This window comes from Microbacterium sp. sgz311019 (genome assembly GCF_056135325.1).
The window spans coordinates 23,176-35,615 of the sequence record NZ_JBWAXO010000005.1 but is presented as its reverse complement, the minus strand read 5'-3'; the positions used below and the strand labels follow the sequence as shown (position 1 = coordinate 35,615).

Sequence of the window (12,440 nt, the reverse complement as noted above, 5' to 3'; positions counted from 1 at the left end):
ACCACATCCGTTCGTACCGTGCCGGTGTGAGATCAGCCGACGAACCCGACACCCGCTACGTCATCCGCGTAGAAGGACATCTCGACGCCCACTGGGCGGTGTGGTTCAACGGCATGACTCTCGTCACCGAGGCCGGCGGAACCACGCTCATCCACGGTGGACTTCCCGACCAGGCCGCCCTCCACGGCGTCCTGAACAGGCTCCGCGACAGCGGACTGTCCCTCATCTCGGTCACCATCGACGAACCAAGGAGCACCTCATGACCACCACCGCAACCACCCGCGCATCCCTGACCCCGGGTACGACACCACGACGGGCCGCCGCCCTCGCCGGCGCGATGTATCTCGTCACCTTCCTGAGCTCCATCCCGGCCTACCTGCTGATCACCCCGATCCTCACCGACCCGGACTACATCGTCAGCGCCGGTGCCGACATCCAGGTCCTCACCGGCAGCGTCCTCGACCTGGTCAACGCCCTCGCATGCATCGGCACGGCTGTCGCCCTGTTCCCCCTTCTCCGGCGCGTCCACGAGTCCGCCGCCCTCGGCTTCGTCACCACCCGTCTCTTCGAAGCGGCGATCATCATGGTCGGGGTGATGTCCCTGTTCACCGTGGTCTCGCTCCGCCAGCCCGCCGCGACGGGGACGGAAGCCGAAACCCTCACGCTGATCGGCACCGCTCTGGTCACGCTGCGCGACTGGACGTTCGCCTTCGGGCCGGGATTCGTTCCCGCGCTCAACGCGCTGCTTCTCGGCTACGTCCTGTACCGGTCCCGGCTCGTGCCTCGAATCATCCCGATCGTCGGTCTGATCGGCGCTCCCCTGCTCGCGTCTTCGACCATCGGCATCATGCTCGGCGTCAACCACGAAGGATCCCTCTGGCAGGGCCTCGCCACGGTGCCCATCTTCCTGTGGGAACTCTCGGTCGGACTGTGGATGCTGTTCAAGGGCTTCAACGCCGCCGCTGTCTCGGCGATTGCCGAGGACGCATCATGAAGGCCGCGGTCCATCGTCGATTCGGCGACCCCGACGTGATCACCCTTGAGGACGTCCCTGCACCGGAACCCGCCGCCGATGAGATCCTCGTCCGCGTCCATGCCAGCACGGTCAGCGCCGCCGACCATCGAGCTCGCGCCAAGGATGTCCCCGCCGGTCTCACCCTCCCCAGCTCCCTCGCCCTGGGGTTCGTCCGTCCCCGCCGACCCGTGCTGGGCATGGACATCGCGGGTGTCGTGGTTGCGGTCGGCGCGCAGGCGAGCGGGTTCGCTCTCGGTGATGAGGTGATCGCCATGCTCGGCAGCCGGTTCGGCGGACACGCCGAGTACGCCATCGTCAAAGCGACCGACGCGGTCACGCCGAAGCCCCGAGACCTGAGTTTCTGCGAGGCGGTCGCGATCGTCTTCGGCGGGATCACCGCCCGGGCCTTCCTCAATCAGACCGACGTCGGGCGAGGATCTCAGGTGCTCGTGAACGGTGCCGCGGGCGCCGTCGGCACCGCAGTCGTCCAAATCGCACACTCCGTCGGCGCACGCGTCACCGCCGTCACCAGTGCCGTCAACCGGCACCTCGTCACCGACTTGGGCGCCGACGAGGTCATCGACTACACCGCCGAGGACTTCGCCACCAACGGGCGCCGCTACGACGTGGTCGTCGACTGCGTCGGAAACGCACCCGTACGCCGCATATCCGCAAGCATCGCGCCCGGAGGCACCGCGCTGCTCATCGCCGCAGATCTGCGCTCCGTCCTGACCGCCAGGCGAGACAGCCGTCGCTATGGCATCACGATCGTCACCGGCCTAGGCCCTTACCGCACCGACGACCTGCGCTCCGTCGCAGAACTCGCTGAAGACGGATCACTCCGACCCGTCATCGACCGCACGTATGCACTCGAAGAGATCGCCGCAGCACACCACTACGTGGACACCGGCCGAAAGCGCGGCAGCGTCGTTGTCTCCATCGCCACCGAAGACCACCCGACGGGCAGGAAGTTCAGCCCATGGAACTGACCTGGACCGTCCCGGTCGTCCTCATCACCGCCGCGCCCAGCTCGTGGAATGTGGCGACGACCGCGTCCACTCACGACTGATCGCAGCGCATCCGGTGTCGCCTTGGGGGCCCGCCCATCGTAAGCACAGGGAAACGGATGTGAGCGTCCGGGAACGTCTCGCCAAGGGCGTGCGCCGCGTCCACTGCCCGACCGAGGTCCGCCGGGGCGTCGCTGACGTGCACGACGACCCGGCGAGGCGGAGGTGCGGTCAGCGGCCGAAGAGCTTGGCGAAGAAGCTGTCGCTCTTCTCGCCCTCGTGACCGGCGCACCGCTGCGAGACGGGCACACCGCGCATGACCTGGTCGACGTGCTGGCCGCATCCGGACCAGGTGGTCTTGCCGCATTTACGGCAGGTGACTGCGGAACACATGGGTTTCCTCCTTCTGTTTGTGGGGGTCAGGCGAGCATGAGGAAGAGCTTCTCGAGCTCTTCCGTGGTCAGTCCCTGCTCGTCGCGGGCCGCATCCGGGTCGGCGATGCAGTCCTTCATCGCCGTCGACACGATCGCGAATCCGGCACGGTCCAGCGCGCTGGAGACCGCGGAGAGCTGAGTGACGATGTCGCGGCAGGATCGGCCGTCCTCGACGGCGGCGATCACTCCGTCGAGCTGACCGCGCGCGCGGCGCAGGCGGTTGAGGATGCGCTTCTGCGCCTCGGGGTCAGTGGTGTTGGTCATGATTCGTCCTTTCGGGGAGCGGAATGGATGTCGATGGGCTGGCGGGCCTCGTCGCAGCCGAGCGTGTTCGGTGGAGCGAGAGCCGGCGGCGTCAGCAGCTGCCTGTGCAGACGGCACGGGAGCTACGCATACTCCAGCGCTTCGCCGTATTCGAGGACGTCCAGCTCGCTCTCGCCCAGCCAGGCACGGAGGGTGAGCATTCCGCCGGAGAGGGATGCCGAGTCGAAGCCGGCCTGGGCGAGCACGCGGTGCGCGATGGCCGAGCGCACGCCCGACTGGCACATCACGCGCACCGGCCGTCCGGCCGCGGCCTCGCGCACTTCGTCGAGCCGCTCACGCAGCTCGGTGTGCGGGATGTGCAGCGAACCGGGCACGTAGCCCGTGACGTATTCTGCGCGCGTGCGCACGTCGAGGATGAGCGCGGAGGCGGCAACCTGCTCGAGCTGCTCCGGGTACCACAGGGAGAGCGTGCCGTTGCGCACGTTCTCCCCCACCATGCCGGTGAGGTTGACCGCATCCTTCGCCTGCCCGTAGGGCGGAGAGTAAGCGAGGTCGAGGTCGATCAGGTCGTCGACCCGCAGTCCGGCGCGGATGGCCGTGGCCAGCACGTCGATGCGCTTGTCGACGCCCTCGGTGCCGACCGCCTGCGCCCCGAGCACGAGGCCGTCCGACGTGCGGATGTGCACGACGAGATGGATCTGCGCCGCACCCGGGAAGTAGCCCGCGTGCTGGTTGGGGTGCAGGTGCAGCGTGCGGTACTCGATCCCCGCGGCGTCCAAGGCGGCACGGTTGGCGCCGGTCAGCGCCGCGGCCAGCTCCCCGACGCGCACAATGGCGGTCCCGACCGGCTGCGGCACCGCACGGGCGTCGCCGGGCCGGAGGATATCGTCGGCGATCAGCCGTCCCGCCCGGTTGGCGGGCCCGGCCAGGGCGACGGGCCTGCGGATGCCGGTGACCGCGTCGACCGACACGGTCGCGTCTCCCGCCGCCCACACGTGCGGGGCCGAGGTGCGCCCGTGCGCGTCGACGACGATCGCGCCACGCTCGCACACGATGCCCGCGGCCTCGAACGGCGCGGTGTCGGGGCGGACCCCCACAGAGAGGACGACGATGTCGGCAGGCAGACGTCGGCCGTCGGCCAGGACGACGGTGTCTGCGTCATCGCCGCGCTCGACGCTCGCCGCTCCGATCCCGGTGCGCACGTCGATGCCGAGCTCTCCGAGCTCCTGCGTCACCAGCCACGCGAGCTCCCGCTCCAGGGGAGGCAGGGGATGCGGCGCAAGCTCGACGATCGACACATCCAGGCCCTGCTGGGCGAGCGCTTCGGCGGCTTCGAGGCCGATGAAACCGGCGCCGAGCACGACGGCGCGACGCGCGCCGTCCAGCACGGCCTCGCGCAGGGCGACCGCATCCTCGACCGTGCGCAGCGTCCGCACGCGCGGCGAGTCCAGACCGGGCAGCGGCGGGCGCAGCGCCGACGCGCCCGGGGACAGCACCAGCGCGTCGTAGGAGAGGTCGCACGACCCCTCGTCGGTCCGCACCGTGACCGTCTTGGCGGCGGTGTCCACCGCCGTCACCTCGCTGCCGATGCGCACGTCCAGGGCCAGCGCGGAGCGCAGCGACTGCGGTGTCTGCACCAGCAGTGAACGCTCATCGGCGATCTCGCCGCCCACGAAGTAGGGCAGGCCGCAGTTCGCGAACGAGACGTGCGCGCCCCGCTCCAACACGACGATCTCCGCCGTCTCATCCAGGCGACGCGCCCGCGCCGCGGCACTCATGCCGCCCGCGACGCCGCCGACGATCACGATCCTCATCGCACGGCCTCCTGCTTCTCCTGCTCCGCCTTGGCCGCGGCGACCTGGGCGTGCACGCTCGCCATGTCCAGGCCGCGCACGCCGGTGATCAGTTGATCGAGCTGCGCGCCGGCCAGCGCGCCCGGCTGCGAGAAGACGAGCACGCCCTCGCGGAACACCATCAGCGTCGGGATGGAGCTGATCTGGAAGCCGGCAGCGAGCTCACGCTGCTCCTCGGTGTCGATCTTGCCGAAGACGATGTCCGGGTGCTGCTCCGAGGCCTTCTCGAAGATCGGCGCGAACATCCGGCAGGGACCGCACCAGGCGGCCCAGAAGTCGAGGAACACGATGTCGTTCTGCTCGATGACATCGGTGAACCCCTCGATGGTGATGGTTCGAGTAGCCATGTGGCCCTTTCGTATCTAGCGTCAGAGGACGGCGGACGCCGTCGTCGGGGGATGCGGCTCACCTCGCTCTTCGGAACCATTTACCCCCGGGGGTATTTCCACTATACACCCCCGGGGGTATCTGGCTGCACGAGCGGTGTCGTTCCCGCGCCGGAGGTCCGTGTACGACGGGCCCCATCCCTCGGCGTCAGACGTTGATGCGGATGCGGTAGAGGCTGGTGGATGCGGTGATGTAGAGCGTCGCCCCGTCCTCGTCTCCGAAACAGACGTTGGACACGATCTCCGGAACGGGGATGGCGCCGACACGCGCACCCTCCGCATCGAAGACGACGACGCCGGTGGCGCTGGATGCCCAGACGCGCCCCCGGGCGTCGACGCGCAGGCCGTCGCATACCCCGTCCCGGATCAGCGCGAAGGTCTCTCCCTGATCACATGCGCCGTCGCGGACGCGGTAGCGGCGGATGTGGCGTGGGACTCCCGGTTGCGTGGTCCCTGCCGTGTCCGACACGTAGAGGATGGTCTCATCGGGTGAGAACGCGAGTCCGTTCGGATGCACCATGTCGGTGATGACCGGCCGCAGCTCTCCCGTGCGTTCGTCGAAGCGGAAGACGAAGCATCCTTCGTACTCGGGCGCCGCGGCGTGTCCTTCATTGTCGGAGAGGATGCCGTAGGGCGGATCGGTGAACCAGATCGCGCCGTCCGACGCGACCACCACGTCGTTCGGCGAGTTGAAGCGCACGCCGTCCCACCGATCGACGATCGGCGTCACGATCCCGTCGACGTCGCGCTCGATCCGCCGCAGTCCGTGCGAGCACTGCACGACGCGACCCTCGAGATCGAGCGTCCGACCGTTCGTGTACTCGACTCCGGCTCGATACACGTCCACACGCCGGGTCGCGGCGTCGAACTGCAGGATCCTGTCGTTCGGGATGTCGCTCCAGCGCACGGCTCCGGCATCCGGGAGCCAGACCGGTCCCTCGGCCCAGGCCATGCCGGTGCGCAGGCGCTCCAGGTGTGCACCCGGCTGAATCAGAGGCGTGCTCTCGCTCATTCCAGGGTCAACTCTGTCATGTTGCTACTACGGTGGACGAGCATGAGCGGTCAACGTGTCCTCGGCGAGGACGAACCGCCTCGGGCAGGCAGCGGGGCTCTGCTGCGGTACAACTCACCGCTGTCCGTCGAGCGGGCACGGCTGCTGGTCGAGGTGATCGGAGAACGTCCCGTCGACGAGGTCCTCGACGTCGGCTGCGGCTGGGGCACTCTCCTGCTGGACGTGCTGGAGGATCAGCCTGCTGCGCGCGGGACGGGTATCGATCTTCATGAGCCCGATATTCAGCGCGCGCGACGCGAGGCCGACGAGCGCGGTCTGGGCGACCGAGCGACCTTCCTCGCGCAGGATGCGGCGCAGGAGACAACCGACGCCGACCTCGTGCTGAACATCGGCGCGTTCCACGTGTTCGGCACGATCCCCGAGGCGTTCTCACGCCTCCACACACTCACCCGCCCAGGTGGGCGGCTCCTGTTCGGCGCCGAATACGCGCGCCATGTGCCGACGGACGACGAACTCGCACGGGTCTGGGAGGGTGCGCGCAGCGACGACTTCCAACTCCTGAGCGACCTGCTCGATCACGCCATCGACGCCGGCTTCCGCCCCCTCGCGACGAGCTCGGTCACGGACCAGGAATGGGAGGAGTACGAGTCCGGCCACATGCGAGAGCGCGAGCAGTGGCTCGCCGACCACCCGACCCACCCCGCGGCGGATGCGGTCCGACGAGAACTCGACGCGCAGCGCTCGATCTGGCTGAGAGGACATCGCAGCTTCCTCGGCTTCGCCTACGTGCTGTTCGCGCGCTCCCGCTGAATCGTCGTCTCGACGAAGCCCGGCCGCCGCGCAGGCGGCGTCGTCGCAGTCGTCGCTGAAGGGGGCGCTCGCCCAGCTCGTGCCGCTTCTCAGGGACCCCGGCCTCACGCCGGGCTCAGCGCTGTCCGTCGCACAGCCGATCGAGACCCAGGTGGGCGCCGCCTGCACGGCGAACCAGACGGTGTTCGTCATCCGAGCCCACTTCGGTGGCTGAACGCCCGCGACGCCACGCCCTCGCCCCGTGCCGATTAGCCTCAACTTGTGCTGCAACCATCACAACGAGGAGCGATGGAATGAACATCACAAGCACGGACTTCGAACCCGAAGCACGTCTGGCCGATCGGCACACCGCATCCGGTGCGAACCGGCCACCCGTTCTCGCGGTGACCGATATCCCCGACGGAACCATGGAGCTGGCTCTGATCGTGCATGACCCGGACGCTCCGCTTCCGCACGGATTCACACATTGGCTCCGATACGGACTCCCGCCGCGGGATGGCGTCATCACCGGGAGAGACGTGCCCCACCACGACGGTGTCAACGACTTCGGCAACCGCCGATACGACGGGCCGAAACCGCCCCCGGGGCATGGCCTGCACCACTACTACTTCTGGGTGTACGCACTCGCGGACGTGGTCGACGGCGAACCTACTCGGGATGAGTTCTTGCGGCGCTATGCCCACAGCATCATCGGCCAGCAACGGATCGTCGCAACCTATTCGCGCTGAGCGGCAAAGCGATTTCGACGCCGACAGCCTGTCGAGGCAGTGAGGACGATCGGCAGGCTGCTGATGGCCGGCGCCGCGGGGATGAACGGCAGCAGCGGGGGACCGCCGAGGCCGAGGGCCAGAACGACGAGGCCCCCACTACTGACCTCAAACCCATCACTCCACGCGACGTTCCTGCCGGTTCCTCAGCCCGGGCCGTGGGGATGGGCGAGATCGTAGGCGCGAGAAAGCTTCTTGGGGACGACCATCCGCCACGCGTCGACGACGAGCTCGCGAGCCTCAGACGGGTCCAGCGACGCAAGATCTGCGTGGACCCAGTTGAAGCGCAAGTCTGACGCCGATGGCATCTGGAACTTGCGTGGGTCGCCGCCGACCAGCGCCGCTCGCTCCTCCTTCGGGAAGGCGAAGCCCATCACGCTCTCGTCGAGGGAGAACGCCACGTAGACCATCTGACCGACGCGGAACTTCAACCTCCCGCGCACATACACCTGGTACGAGCGCTCCAACTCGCCGCCCAGCGACCGAACATCCTCGATCACAGCCATCCCACAACCCGTCCTATATGCGCGCGGCAGTATGCCTGTTCGTGTGCAGCTGAGGCCGCGAAGTCGAGGTCTTCTTGGCGACCCGGGTGGCCGGAGGATGGCCACTCGACCTCAGGCGCATGGCATCCGCAATACATCTTCTTGTCGACGCTCATCGCGCGCAACGTGGCAACGAACATCGACTCCCGCATCCGTCGTATCCGCGACCGACGACGAGCCCTCCCCTCAATCGGAATATGCGTATCCGAGCCCCACCTCAGCGCTGCGGCGCTATACATAGGCACGCGTACGATGATGCAGATTCCCACCGTAGGGGCGCCCGTTCGTCGCAGAGATCCGCAGAATCTCGCGGATGTGGGAGCCCACGAATCTCGAGATGGGAGCGTCGTGGGCTAGGCCGAGCGCGCATTTCGGAGCTCAGGCGCGAATTCTTCGCCCATTCTGACGCACAACGCAGATCAGCGCCCCGAAAAGGAGCGCTGATCTGGTGTTTAGATGGTGGTGACGGTGGGATTTGGACTCTTCTGCTGGGCGATCAGCTTGCTCTCATTGGATGCTGTTGCCTTGATTCCACGCGGATTCGGTGAGCGGCGAAGCCAGGTGGATCTTGTTCTTGAGCTGGACGGGGCTCGGCGCGCTTCGTTGTTACCCACGGCTTTACCCGCAGCCAGCAATCCATCGTGCTCGGGTTGATCCGACCGCTCAGGTGGTCGTCTTGCCTCGCGCTGGTGCGTTATTCCAGGTCCACGCGCTGCCACGGGCGCCAGCCGTACTGTTCTGCCGGCTCTGCATATCCTCGCCGGAAGCACCTGAGGTGGTGAGGCCCTCGAGCAGGTTGCGAGTGACACGCAGGACCTCTGCCTGAAGCCCGACATGGGCCGCCGGATGGGGTTTTTCTGCCTTGGCGATCTCTTGGATCGTGGCCAGGGTCGAGTTGACCACGATGTCGGCGTTTCTGACCCAGCTGCTGCCCTCGGCAATGATGCGGCGCGCAGACAGAGCCGCGAAGTCGAATTCGCCATCGATTGACAGCGCGACCTCACCGTCGTTGTCGTACTCAGGGAAGTTCTGCGGCACCACGTCATACATCGGCGCCAGACTAGTGCCGCCGACCTCGTCGTGGATCACCGAAACGTTCTTTAGGTGCAGGTCGAGGTTCCCGAGTGCAACGGAGAGTGTGACCATCTTCAGCAGCGCGACACCGTCCGGACCATCAAGGAACCGTGCGATGTCACGCAGCCCGCGTTTCCCGTAGATCTCGTACTTGTTGTTGCGGGACTGGCCGAGGACCTGGTTGAAGTCCTCCTGGTGGATGCGACCTTCGGTGGCCTCCGGCGACCGGTCATAGCGTTCGATGATGAGCGCAGGTACGCCCGCGAATGTGTGCAGCTCAGTCTGGAAGTCCGCAAGGCCTAGCGCGCGGGCGAAACGGGAGCCATACTCCTCATCGAAGATCATGGTCGGGTACTTCGAGACGATGGGCTTCACGATGTGCGTCGACGGATAGCCGTCCAGGGCGCGCGCCCAGCCGTCCTGGATACGCACGAGGACGATCTTGTCCTGCACGCCGTTAAGCGAAGTCTTGCCGCGGCGCGGCTTATTTCCGAGAGGTGCAGCCGAGACAGTCTTGAGCATCTCCGCGACACCGGCCTCGTCGAGCGGCTCGATTGCCGGGGGACGGGGTTCCCCCGGGACGGTGGGGTCCCAAATCTGAATGGAGCCGGCGACGTCGCGGCCGTAGACGCGAAGCATCGCGATGACGTCATCCTTATCGCGGATGCCGGCTTCCAGCGCGAGACGCTCGCGAGCGTCGCCTTCTGGCAGGAGCTCTGAGAAGAAGTTCTGGCGGATGGCGCGCTGCCTGGCCGGCGGGCGGGGTGCGAGGGGGATCGCGAGGGACAGCGCCCGACTGTTGAGACCAAGCCGTCGGATCGCGTCAGGTTCGGGCATGAAGTCGAACGCGTGACCGGCATCCGTTAGTCGGCCGATGACCTGCCCGTGCAGGGTGACGGTGAGGTCACCCATCGGCGGACTGACGCTTGAGGACGTCGGAATCATCGGGGACGCGGACGACGACTTCGGCGCCGACGATGCTGAGCGCCTCGAAGATGCGCACAAGAGGCAGGAACGGTTTACCGCTCTCGAGCTCCCAGATGTAACGCTGGGATGCGCCAATGGCATCGGCAAGCTGCTGCTGAGTCATGCCGTTCGCCATGCGCGCCTGCTGCAGCGCAAGCCCGAGGTCAGCACCGTTCGTCACGGCACCTTCGTACATGTCGCCTCCCCTACTACTTTAGGGTAGTAGGGTACCGAAACTACCGTACAGTAGTCAATGGGGGATGACTACTGTACGGTAGTAACCGTCCGCTACTACTACCCGGTAGTCAGTACGGCTCTGCGCGTGAGGGCGTCAGCTCGGCGAATCGGTGTGCAAAGCGTCCGTGTTGACCTCACCGGCGTCGTTCTCCCCCGCACAAACCCTGAACTCGGAGTGGCCGAGCCGGAGATCGTTCCAGTTGGTCGTCGTGTCGTAGGCGACGCCGTGCTTGGTTCTGAGGAATGTCATCTCTTGGCGCTCCCCTTCTCGAGCTCCGAAGAGCTCTGTGATACGGCTATGCGCCTCTGAACCGCGCAAAGATAAGTCGGCGCTTGGACTGCTTACGATGGCGAGGAGCGGCACTGGCAATGGCGCGGGGCGGCGTCGGCGGCGGCAGCAGCAGCGTCGGCGTCCGCGTCGGTGGCAGCGTCGACGGCAGCAGCGACGGCGTCGGCCTCGGCGTCGACGTCGACGTCGACGTCGACGTCAGCAACAGCGTCAGCGACAGCGACAGTCCCGGGTCAACGCGCGCCCGATTACACTGCCCACAAGGTAAAGGGTTCTCCATTCACGACGACAACGGCGCGACGGGCCTGCCATCGTCCGGCCCGGACAATCTCCGCGCCGTGTTGCGCGTAGGCGGCACCTATTTCGGCGAGTTCCTCACAGGCGTCCACCAGGCCCGCCCCCTCTGAGTCCTCGTCGATATAGGTATGACCAAGACCGATATCGCACCGCAAGAATGGCTGGTTCAGGTCCCGGATGCCCACTTCGGCCGAACGCCCGTCAGCCGAGATCGAGAATGACAGGACGCGACCGTGTCTCGGATCGCGCCAGCTAGCGGACCCAGGCGCTCTCGAACGGAGCGAAGGGCGCGCAAGAGCTGAGAGCGAGATCGAGTTTCACTCACTGAAGGACCCTTCTGCCTCGAACTGATCAACGGGCATGCGCTAATGGCGAGGACTCAGTCCAAGCCTGGCGGAGCGGCGGGAAGAGTGCGAGGACGGTCACGGTTCAGGCGCCGTCGCGGAATTGTCATGTTGAACGGACGCCGGGGATCGCGCCAGGGCATGACTGGCATCCCACATTGGAGTGGCCCGGCATGGCTGCGTCCGAGCGGATGCGCCGGCCGGCCGGACCTTAGGTCCTTTCTCGCCGCCAACTATGCTCGCGAGCATGTACCGCCCTCACGACCTGTCCCGTTCAGTGGCGCGCGGGCTGCTCTCCGCACTGATGGTGGCCGTTCTGAGCGTCGTCGCTACCGGGTGCTGGCAGTCGGAGATCTACCAGTACGTCGGGACGTCACCGGTCGATGGGCAGATTCGGCTGCCCAGCACTTGGGAGGGCCCGGAGGGGTCAGTGCGGCTGAGCCCGGATGGCAACGCTCGGGTCACCGCGGTGCCGCAGGGCACTGCAAAACTGCAGAAGGGATTGCTCTGCCTTGCCGATGCGGACGCCACGTCATACACGGGGAAAGCCCGATGGACAGCGGACGACTACGGTCACATCCGCATGACGCTGGGCAACGGCCGCGAGACGATCTTTCTCTCGAATATCTCCCAGGTCGGCGACGTCGATTGGACGGGGATGCTTGTGCGGTTCTGCGACAGTGCCCCGGATGTCGGGTTCAACACCGACTACAGCAACCTGCGCCATTAAGTCGGACAACCAGCTCCGCAGGGCTCCCTCCTCAAACAACATCACAGAGCGCTCCCCGAGCCACACAGTCGGGCGGCATCCGTCCCGCACACGCTCCGTTGCGCATAGGCACCGGCTTGGGTGCGTGAACAGCGACGCCTGGCTGGTGAGGTTAGCGGGAGATCAGGGACCTGTGGGTGGACCTCAGGATAGGTGTTGTCGCCCCCATGCCAGGGCGGCTTCTTCGGTGCTGAATGCTCCGTCGTCTTGGGCTTGCAGGAGAGGCCTGGCGCAACAGTGTCCCAATTCTGTCCCACGAGGTACTTGGGCCGCACGACGAAGGCCCCGCTATCCCTTGAAACGACTGGGATGTCGGGGCCCCGCACGGTGGCGGTGACGGTGGGATTTGAACCCATACGCCCGACCACGGT

The 12,440-nt window shown here is 66.7% G+C and carries 17 protein-coding genes; 8 read left to right on the top strand and 9 right to left on the bottom strand.

The window, feature by feature from the left end; all coding sequences use genetic code 11:
- The first annotated feature begins 26 nt into the window (after positions 1-26).
- Genes AC0NZN_RS09170 through AC0NZN_RS09160 form a run of 3 tightly spaced genes read left to right on the top strand, consistent with a single transcriptional unit; the run spans position 27 to position 2,004 of the window.
- Positions 27-263 (top strand): hypothetical protein, encoded by a 237-nt coding sequence (locus AC0NZN_RS09170; RefSeq protein WP_474591987.1) that lies wholly within the window; start codon positions 27-29, stop codon positions 261-263.
- The gene (locus tag AC0NZN_RS09165) at positions 260-994 is read left to right on the top strand and encodes a DUF4386 domain-containing protein (RefSeq protein ID WP_474591986.1); all 735 of its coding nucleotides are present in this window, start codon (positions 260-262) and stop codon (positions 992-994) included. Before AC0NZN_RS09170 ends, AC0NZN_RS09165 begins: the two co-directional genes overlap by 4 nt.
- The gene (locus tag AC0NZN_RS09160) at positions 991-2,004 is read left to right on the top strand and encodes an NAD(P)-dependent alcohol dehydrogenase (protein ID WP_474591985.1); all 1,014 of its coding nucleotides are present in this window, start codon (positions 991-993) and stop codon (positions 2,002-2,004) included. Before AC0NZN_RS09165 ends, AC0NZN_RS09160 begins: the two co-directional genes overlap by 4 nt.
- Before the next feature lie 249 nt (positions 2,005-2,253).
- Here the strand turns inward: AC0NZN_RS09160 and AC0NZN_RS09155 are convergent, their stop codons facing one another.
- From AC0NZN_RS09155 to AC0NZN_RS09135, 5 genes are all read right to left on the bottom strand, one after another.
- Positions 2,254-2,415 carry a hypothetical protein gene (locus AC0NZN_RS09155; RefSeq protein ID WP_474591984.1) on the bottom strand — a complete coding sequence of 54 codons (162 nt, stop codon included), beginning with the start codon at positions 2,413-2,415 and terminating at the stop codon, positions 2,254-2,256.
- Positions 2,416-2,441: 26 nt separating this feature from the next.
- Positions 2,442-2,720, bottom strand: coding sequence for a metal-sensitive transcriptional regulator (locus AC0NZN_RS09150; RefSeq protein WP_474591983.1), 279 nt, complete (start codon positions 2,718-2,720; stop codon positions 2,442-2,444).
- 122 nt (positions 2,721-2,842) lie between these two features.
- The gene (locus AC0NZN_RS09145; protein ID WP_474591982.1) at positions 2,843-4,534 is read right to left on the bottom strand and encodes an FAD-dependent oxidoreductase; all 1,692 of its coding nucleotides are present in this window, start codon (positions 4,532-4,534) and stop codon (positions 2,843-2,845) included.
- Positions 4,531-4,920 carry a thioredoxin gene (gene trxA, locus AC0NZN_RS09140; RefSeq protein ID WP_474591981.1) on the bottom strand — a complete coding sequence of 130 codons (390 nt, stop codon included), beginning with the start codon at positions 4,918-4,920 and terminating at the stop codon, positions 4,531-4,533. Before trxA ends, AC0NZN_RS09145 begins: the two co-directional genes overlap by 4 nt.
- Before the next feature lie 187 nt (positions 4,921-5,107).
- Positions 5,108-5,971 carry an SMP-30/gluconolactonase/LRE family protein gene (locus AC0NZN_RS09135; protein ID WP_474591980.1) on the bottom strand — a complete coding sequence of 288 codons (864 nt, stop codon included), beginning with the start codon at positions 5,969-5,971 and terminating at the stop codon, positions 5,108-5,110.
- 42 nt (positions 5,972-6,013) lie between these two features.
- On the opposite strand from AC0NZN_RS09135, the gene AC0NZN_RS09130 reads away from it, so the two are divergent.
- From AC0NZN_RS09130 to AC0NZN_RS09120, 3 genes are all read left to right on the top strand, one after another.
- Positions 6,014-6,781: an SAM-dependent methyltransferase gene (locus tag AC0NZN_RS09130; protein ID WP_474591979.1), complete on the top strand. Its 768-nt coding sequence runs from the start codon at positions 6,014-6,016 to the stop codon at positions 6,779-6,781.
- 79 nt (positions 6,782-6,860) lie between these two features.
- Positions 6,861-6,995 carry a hypothetical protein gene (locus tag AC0NZN_RS09125; RefSeq protein WP_474591978.1) on the top strand — a complete coding sequence of 45 codons (135 nt, stop codon included), beginning with the start codon at positions 6,861-6,863 and terminating at the stop codon, positions 6,993-6,995.
- Between the two features lie 79 nt (positions 6,996-7,074).
- Positions 7,075-7,509: a YbhB/YbcL family Raf kinase inhibitor-like protein gene (locus AC0NZN_RS09120; RefSeq protein WP_474591977.1), complete on the top strand. Its 435-nt coding sequence runs from the start codon at positions 7,075-7,077 to the stop codon at positions 7,507-7,509.
- A gap of 185 nt (positions 7,510-7,694) precedes the next feature.
- Here the strand turns inward: AC0NZN_RS09120 and AC0NZN_RS09115 are convergent, their stop codons facing one another.
- The 4 genes from AC0NZN_RS09115 to AC0NZN_RS09100 form a co-directional block, all read right to left on the bottom strand.
- Entirely contained in the window at positions 7,695-8,054 is a 360-nt protein-coding gene (locus tag AC0NZN_RS09115; RefSeq protein WP_474591976.1) for an MmcQ/YjbR family DNA-binding protein, read from the bottom strand.
- A 702-nt stretch (positions 8,055-8,756) separates the two neighbouring features.
- Entirely contained in the window at positions 8,757-10,079 is a 1,323-nt protein-coding gene (locus AC0NZN_RS09110) for a type II toxin-antitoxin system HipA family toxin (protein ID WP_474591975.1), read from the bottom strand.
- Positions 10,072-10,329, bottom strand: a complete 258-nt coding sequence (locus AC0NZN_RS09105) for a helix-turn-helix domain-containing protein (protein ID WP_474591974.1) — start codon at positions 10,327-10,329, stop codon at positions 10,072-10,074. The genes AC0NZN_RS09110 and AC0NZN_RS09105 overlap by 8 nt, the downstream gene beginning before the upstream one ends.
- Before the next feature lie 135 nt (positions 10,330-10,464).
- Entirely contained in the window at positions 10,465-10,620 is a 156-nt protein-coding gene (locus tag AC0NZN_RS09100) for a hypothetical protein (RefSeq protein ID WP_474591973.1), read from the bottom strand.
- Between the two features lie 119 nt (positions 10,621-10,739).
- Between AC0NZN_RS09100 and AC0NZN_RS09095 the strand changes: the two genes are divergently transcribed.
- Both AC0NZN_RS09095 and AC0NZN_RS09090 read left to right on the top strand, forming a co-directional pair.
- The gene (locus AC0NZN_RS09095; RefSeq protein WP_474591972.1) at positions 10,740-11,066 is read left to right on the top strand and encodes a hypothetical protein; all 327 of its coding nucleotides are present in this window, start codon (positions 10,740-10,742) and stop codon (positions 11,064-11,066) included.
- A 481-nt stretch (positions 11,067-11,547) separates the two neighbouring features.
- The gene (locus AC0NZN_RS09090; protein ID WP_474591971.1) at positions 11,548-12,030 is read left to right on the top strand and encodes a hypothetical protein; all 483 of its coding nucleotides are present in this window, start codon (positions 11,548-11,550) and stop codon (positions 12,028-12,030) included.
- The last annotated feature ends 410 nt before the right edge of the window (positions 12,031-12,440 follow it).

Coding starts and splice junctions, on each gene's coding strand:
- AC0NZN_RS09165 (WP_474591986.1), top strand. CDS start 260: ATGACCACCACCGCAACCACCCGCGCATCCCTGACCCCGGGTACGACA.
- AC0NZN_RS09160 (WP_474591985.1), top strand. CDS start 991: ATGAAGGCCGCGGTCCATCGTCGATTCGGCGACCCCGACGTGATCACC.
- AC0NZN_RS09155 (WP_474591984.1), bottom strand. CDS start 2,415: ATGTGTTCCGCAGTCACCTGCCGTAAATGCGGCAAGACCACCTGGTCC.
- AC0NZN_RS09150 (WP_474591983.1), bottom strand. CDS start 2,720: ATGACCAACACCACTGACCCCGAGGCGCAGAAGCGCATCCTCAACCGC.
- AC0NZN_RS09145 (WP_474591982.1), bottom strand. CDS start 4,534: ATGAGGATCGTGATCGTCGGCGGCGTCGCGGGCGGCATGAGTGCCGCG.
- trxA (WP_474591981.1), bottom strand. CDS start 4,920: ATGGCTACTCGAACCATCACCATCGAGGGGTTCACCGATGTCATCGAG.
- AC0NZN_RS09135 (WP_474591980.1), bottom strand. CDS start 5,971: ATGAGCGAGAGCACGCCTCTGATTCAGCCGGGTGCACACCTGGAGCGC.
- AC0NZN_RS09130 (WP_474591979.1), top strand. CDS start 6,014: ATGAGCGGTCAACGTGTCCTCGGCGAGGACGAACCGCCTCGGGCAGGC.
- AC0NZN_RS09120 (WP_474591977.1), top strand. CDS start 7,075: ATGAACATCACAAGCACGGACTTCGAACCCGAAGCACGTCTGGCCGAT.
- AC0NZN_RS09115 (WP_474591976.1), bottom strand. CDS start 8,054: ATGGCTGTGATCGAGGATGTTCGGTCGCTGGGCGGCGAGTTGGAGCGC.
- AC0NZN_RS09110 (WP_474591975.1), bottom strand. CDS start 10,079: ATGGGTGACCTCACCGTCACCCTGCACGGGCAGGTCATCGGCCGACTA.
- AC0NZN_RS09105 (WP_474591974.1), bottom strand. CDS start 10,329: ATGTACGAAGGTGCCGTGACGAACGGTGCTGACCTCGGGCTTGCGCTG.
- AC0NZN_RS09100 (WP_474591973.1), bottom strand. CDS start 10,620: ATGACATTCCTCAGAACCAAGCACGGCGTCGCCTACGACACGACGACC.
- AC0NZN_RS09095 (WP_474591972.1), top strand. CDS start 10,740: ATGGCGCGGGGCGGCGTCGGCGGCGGCAGCAGCAGCGTCGGCGTCCGC.
- AC0NZN_RS09090 (WP_474591971.1), top strand. CDS start 11,548: ATGTACCGCCCTCACGACCTGTCCCGTTCAGTGGCGCGCGGGCTGCTC.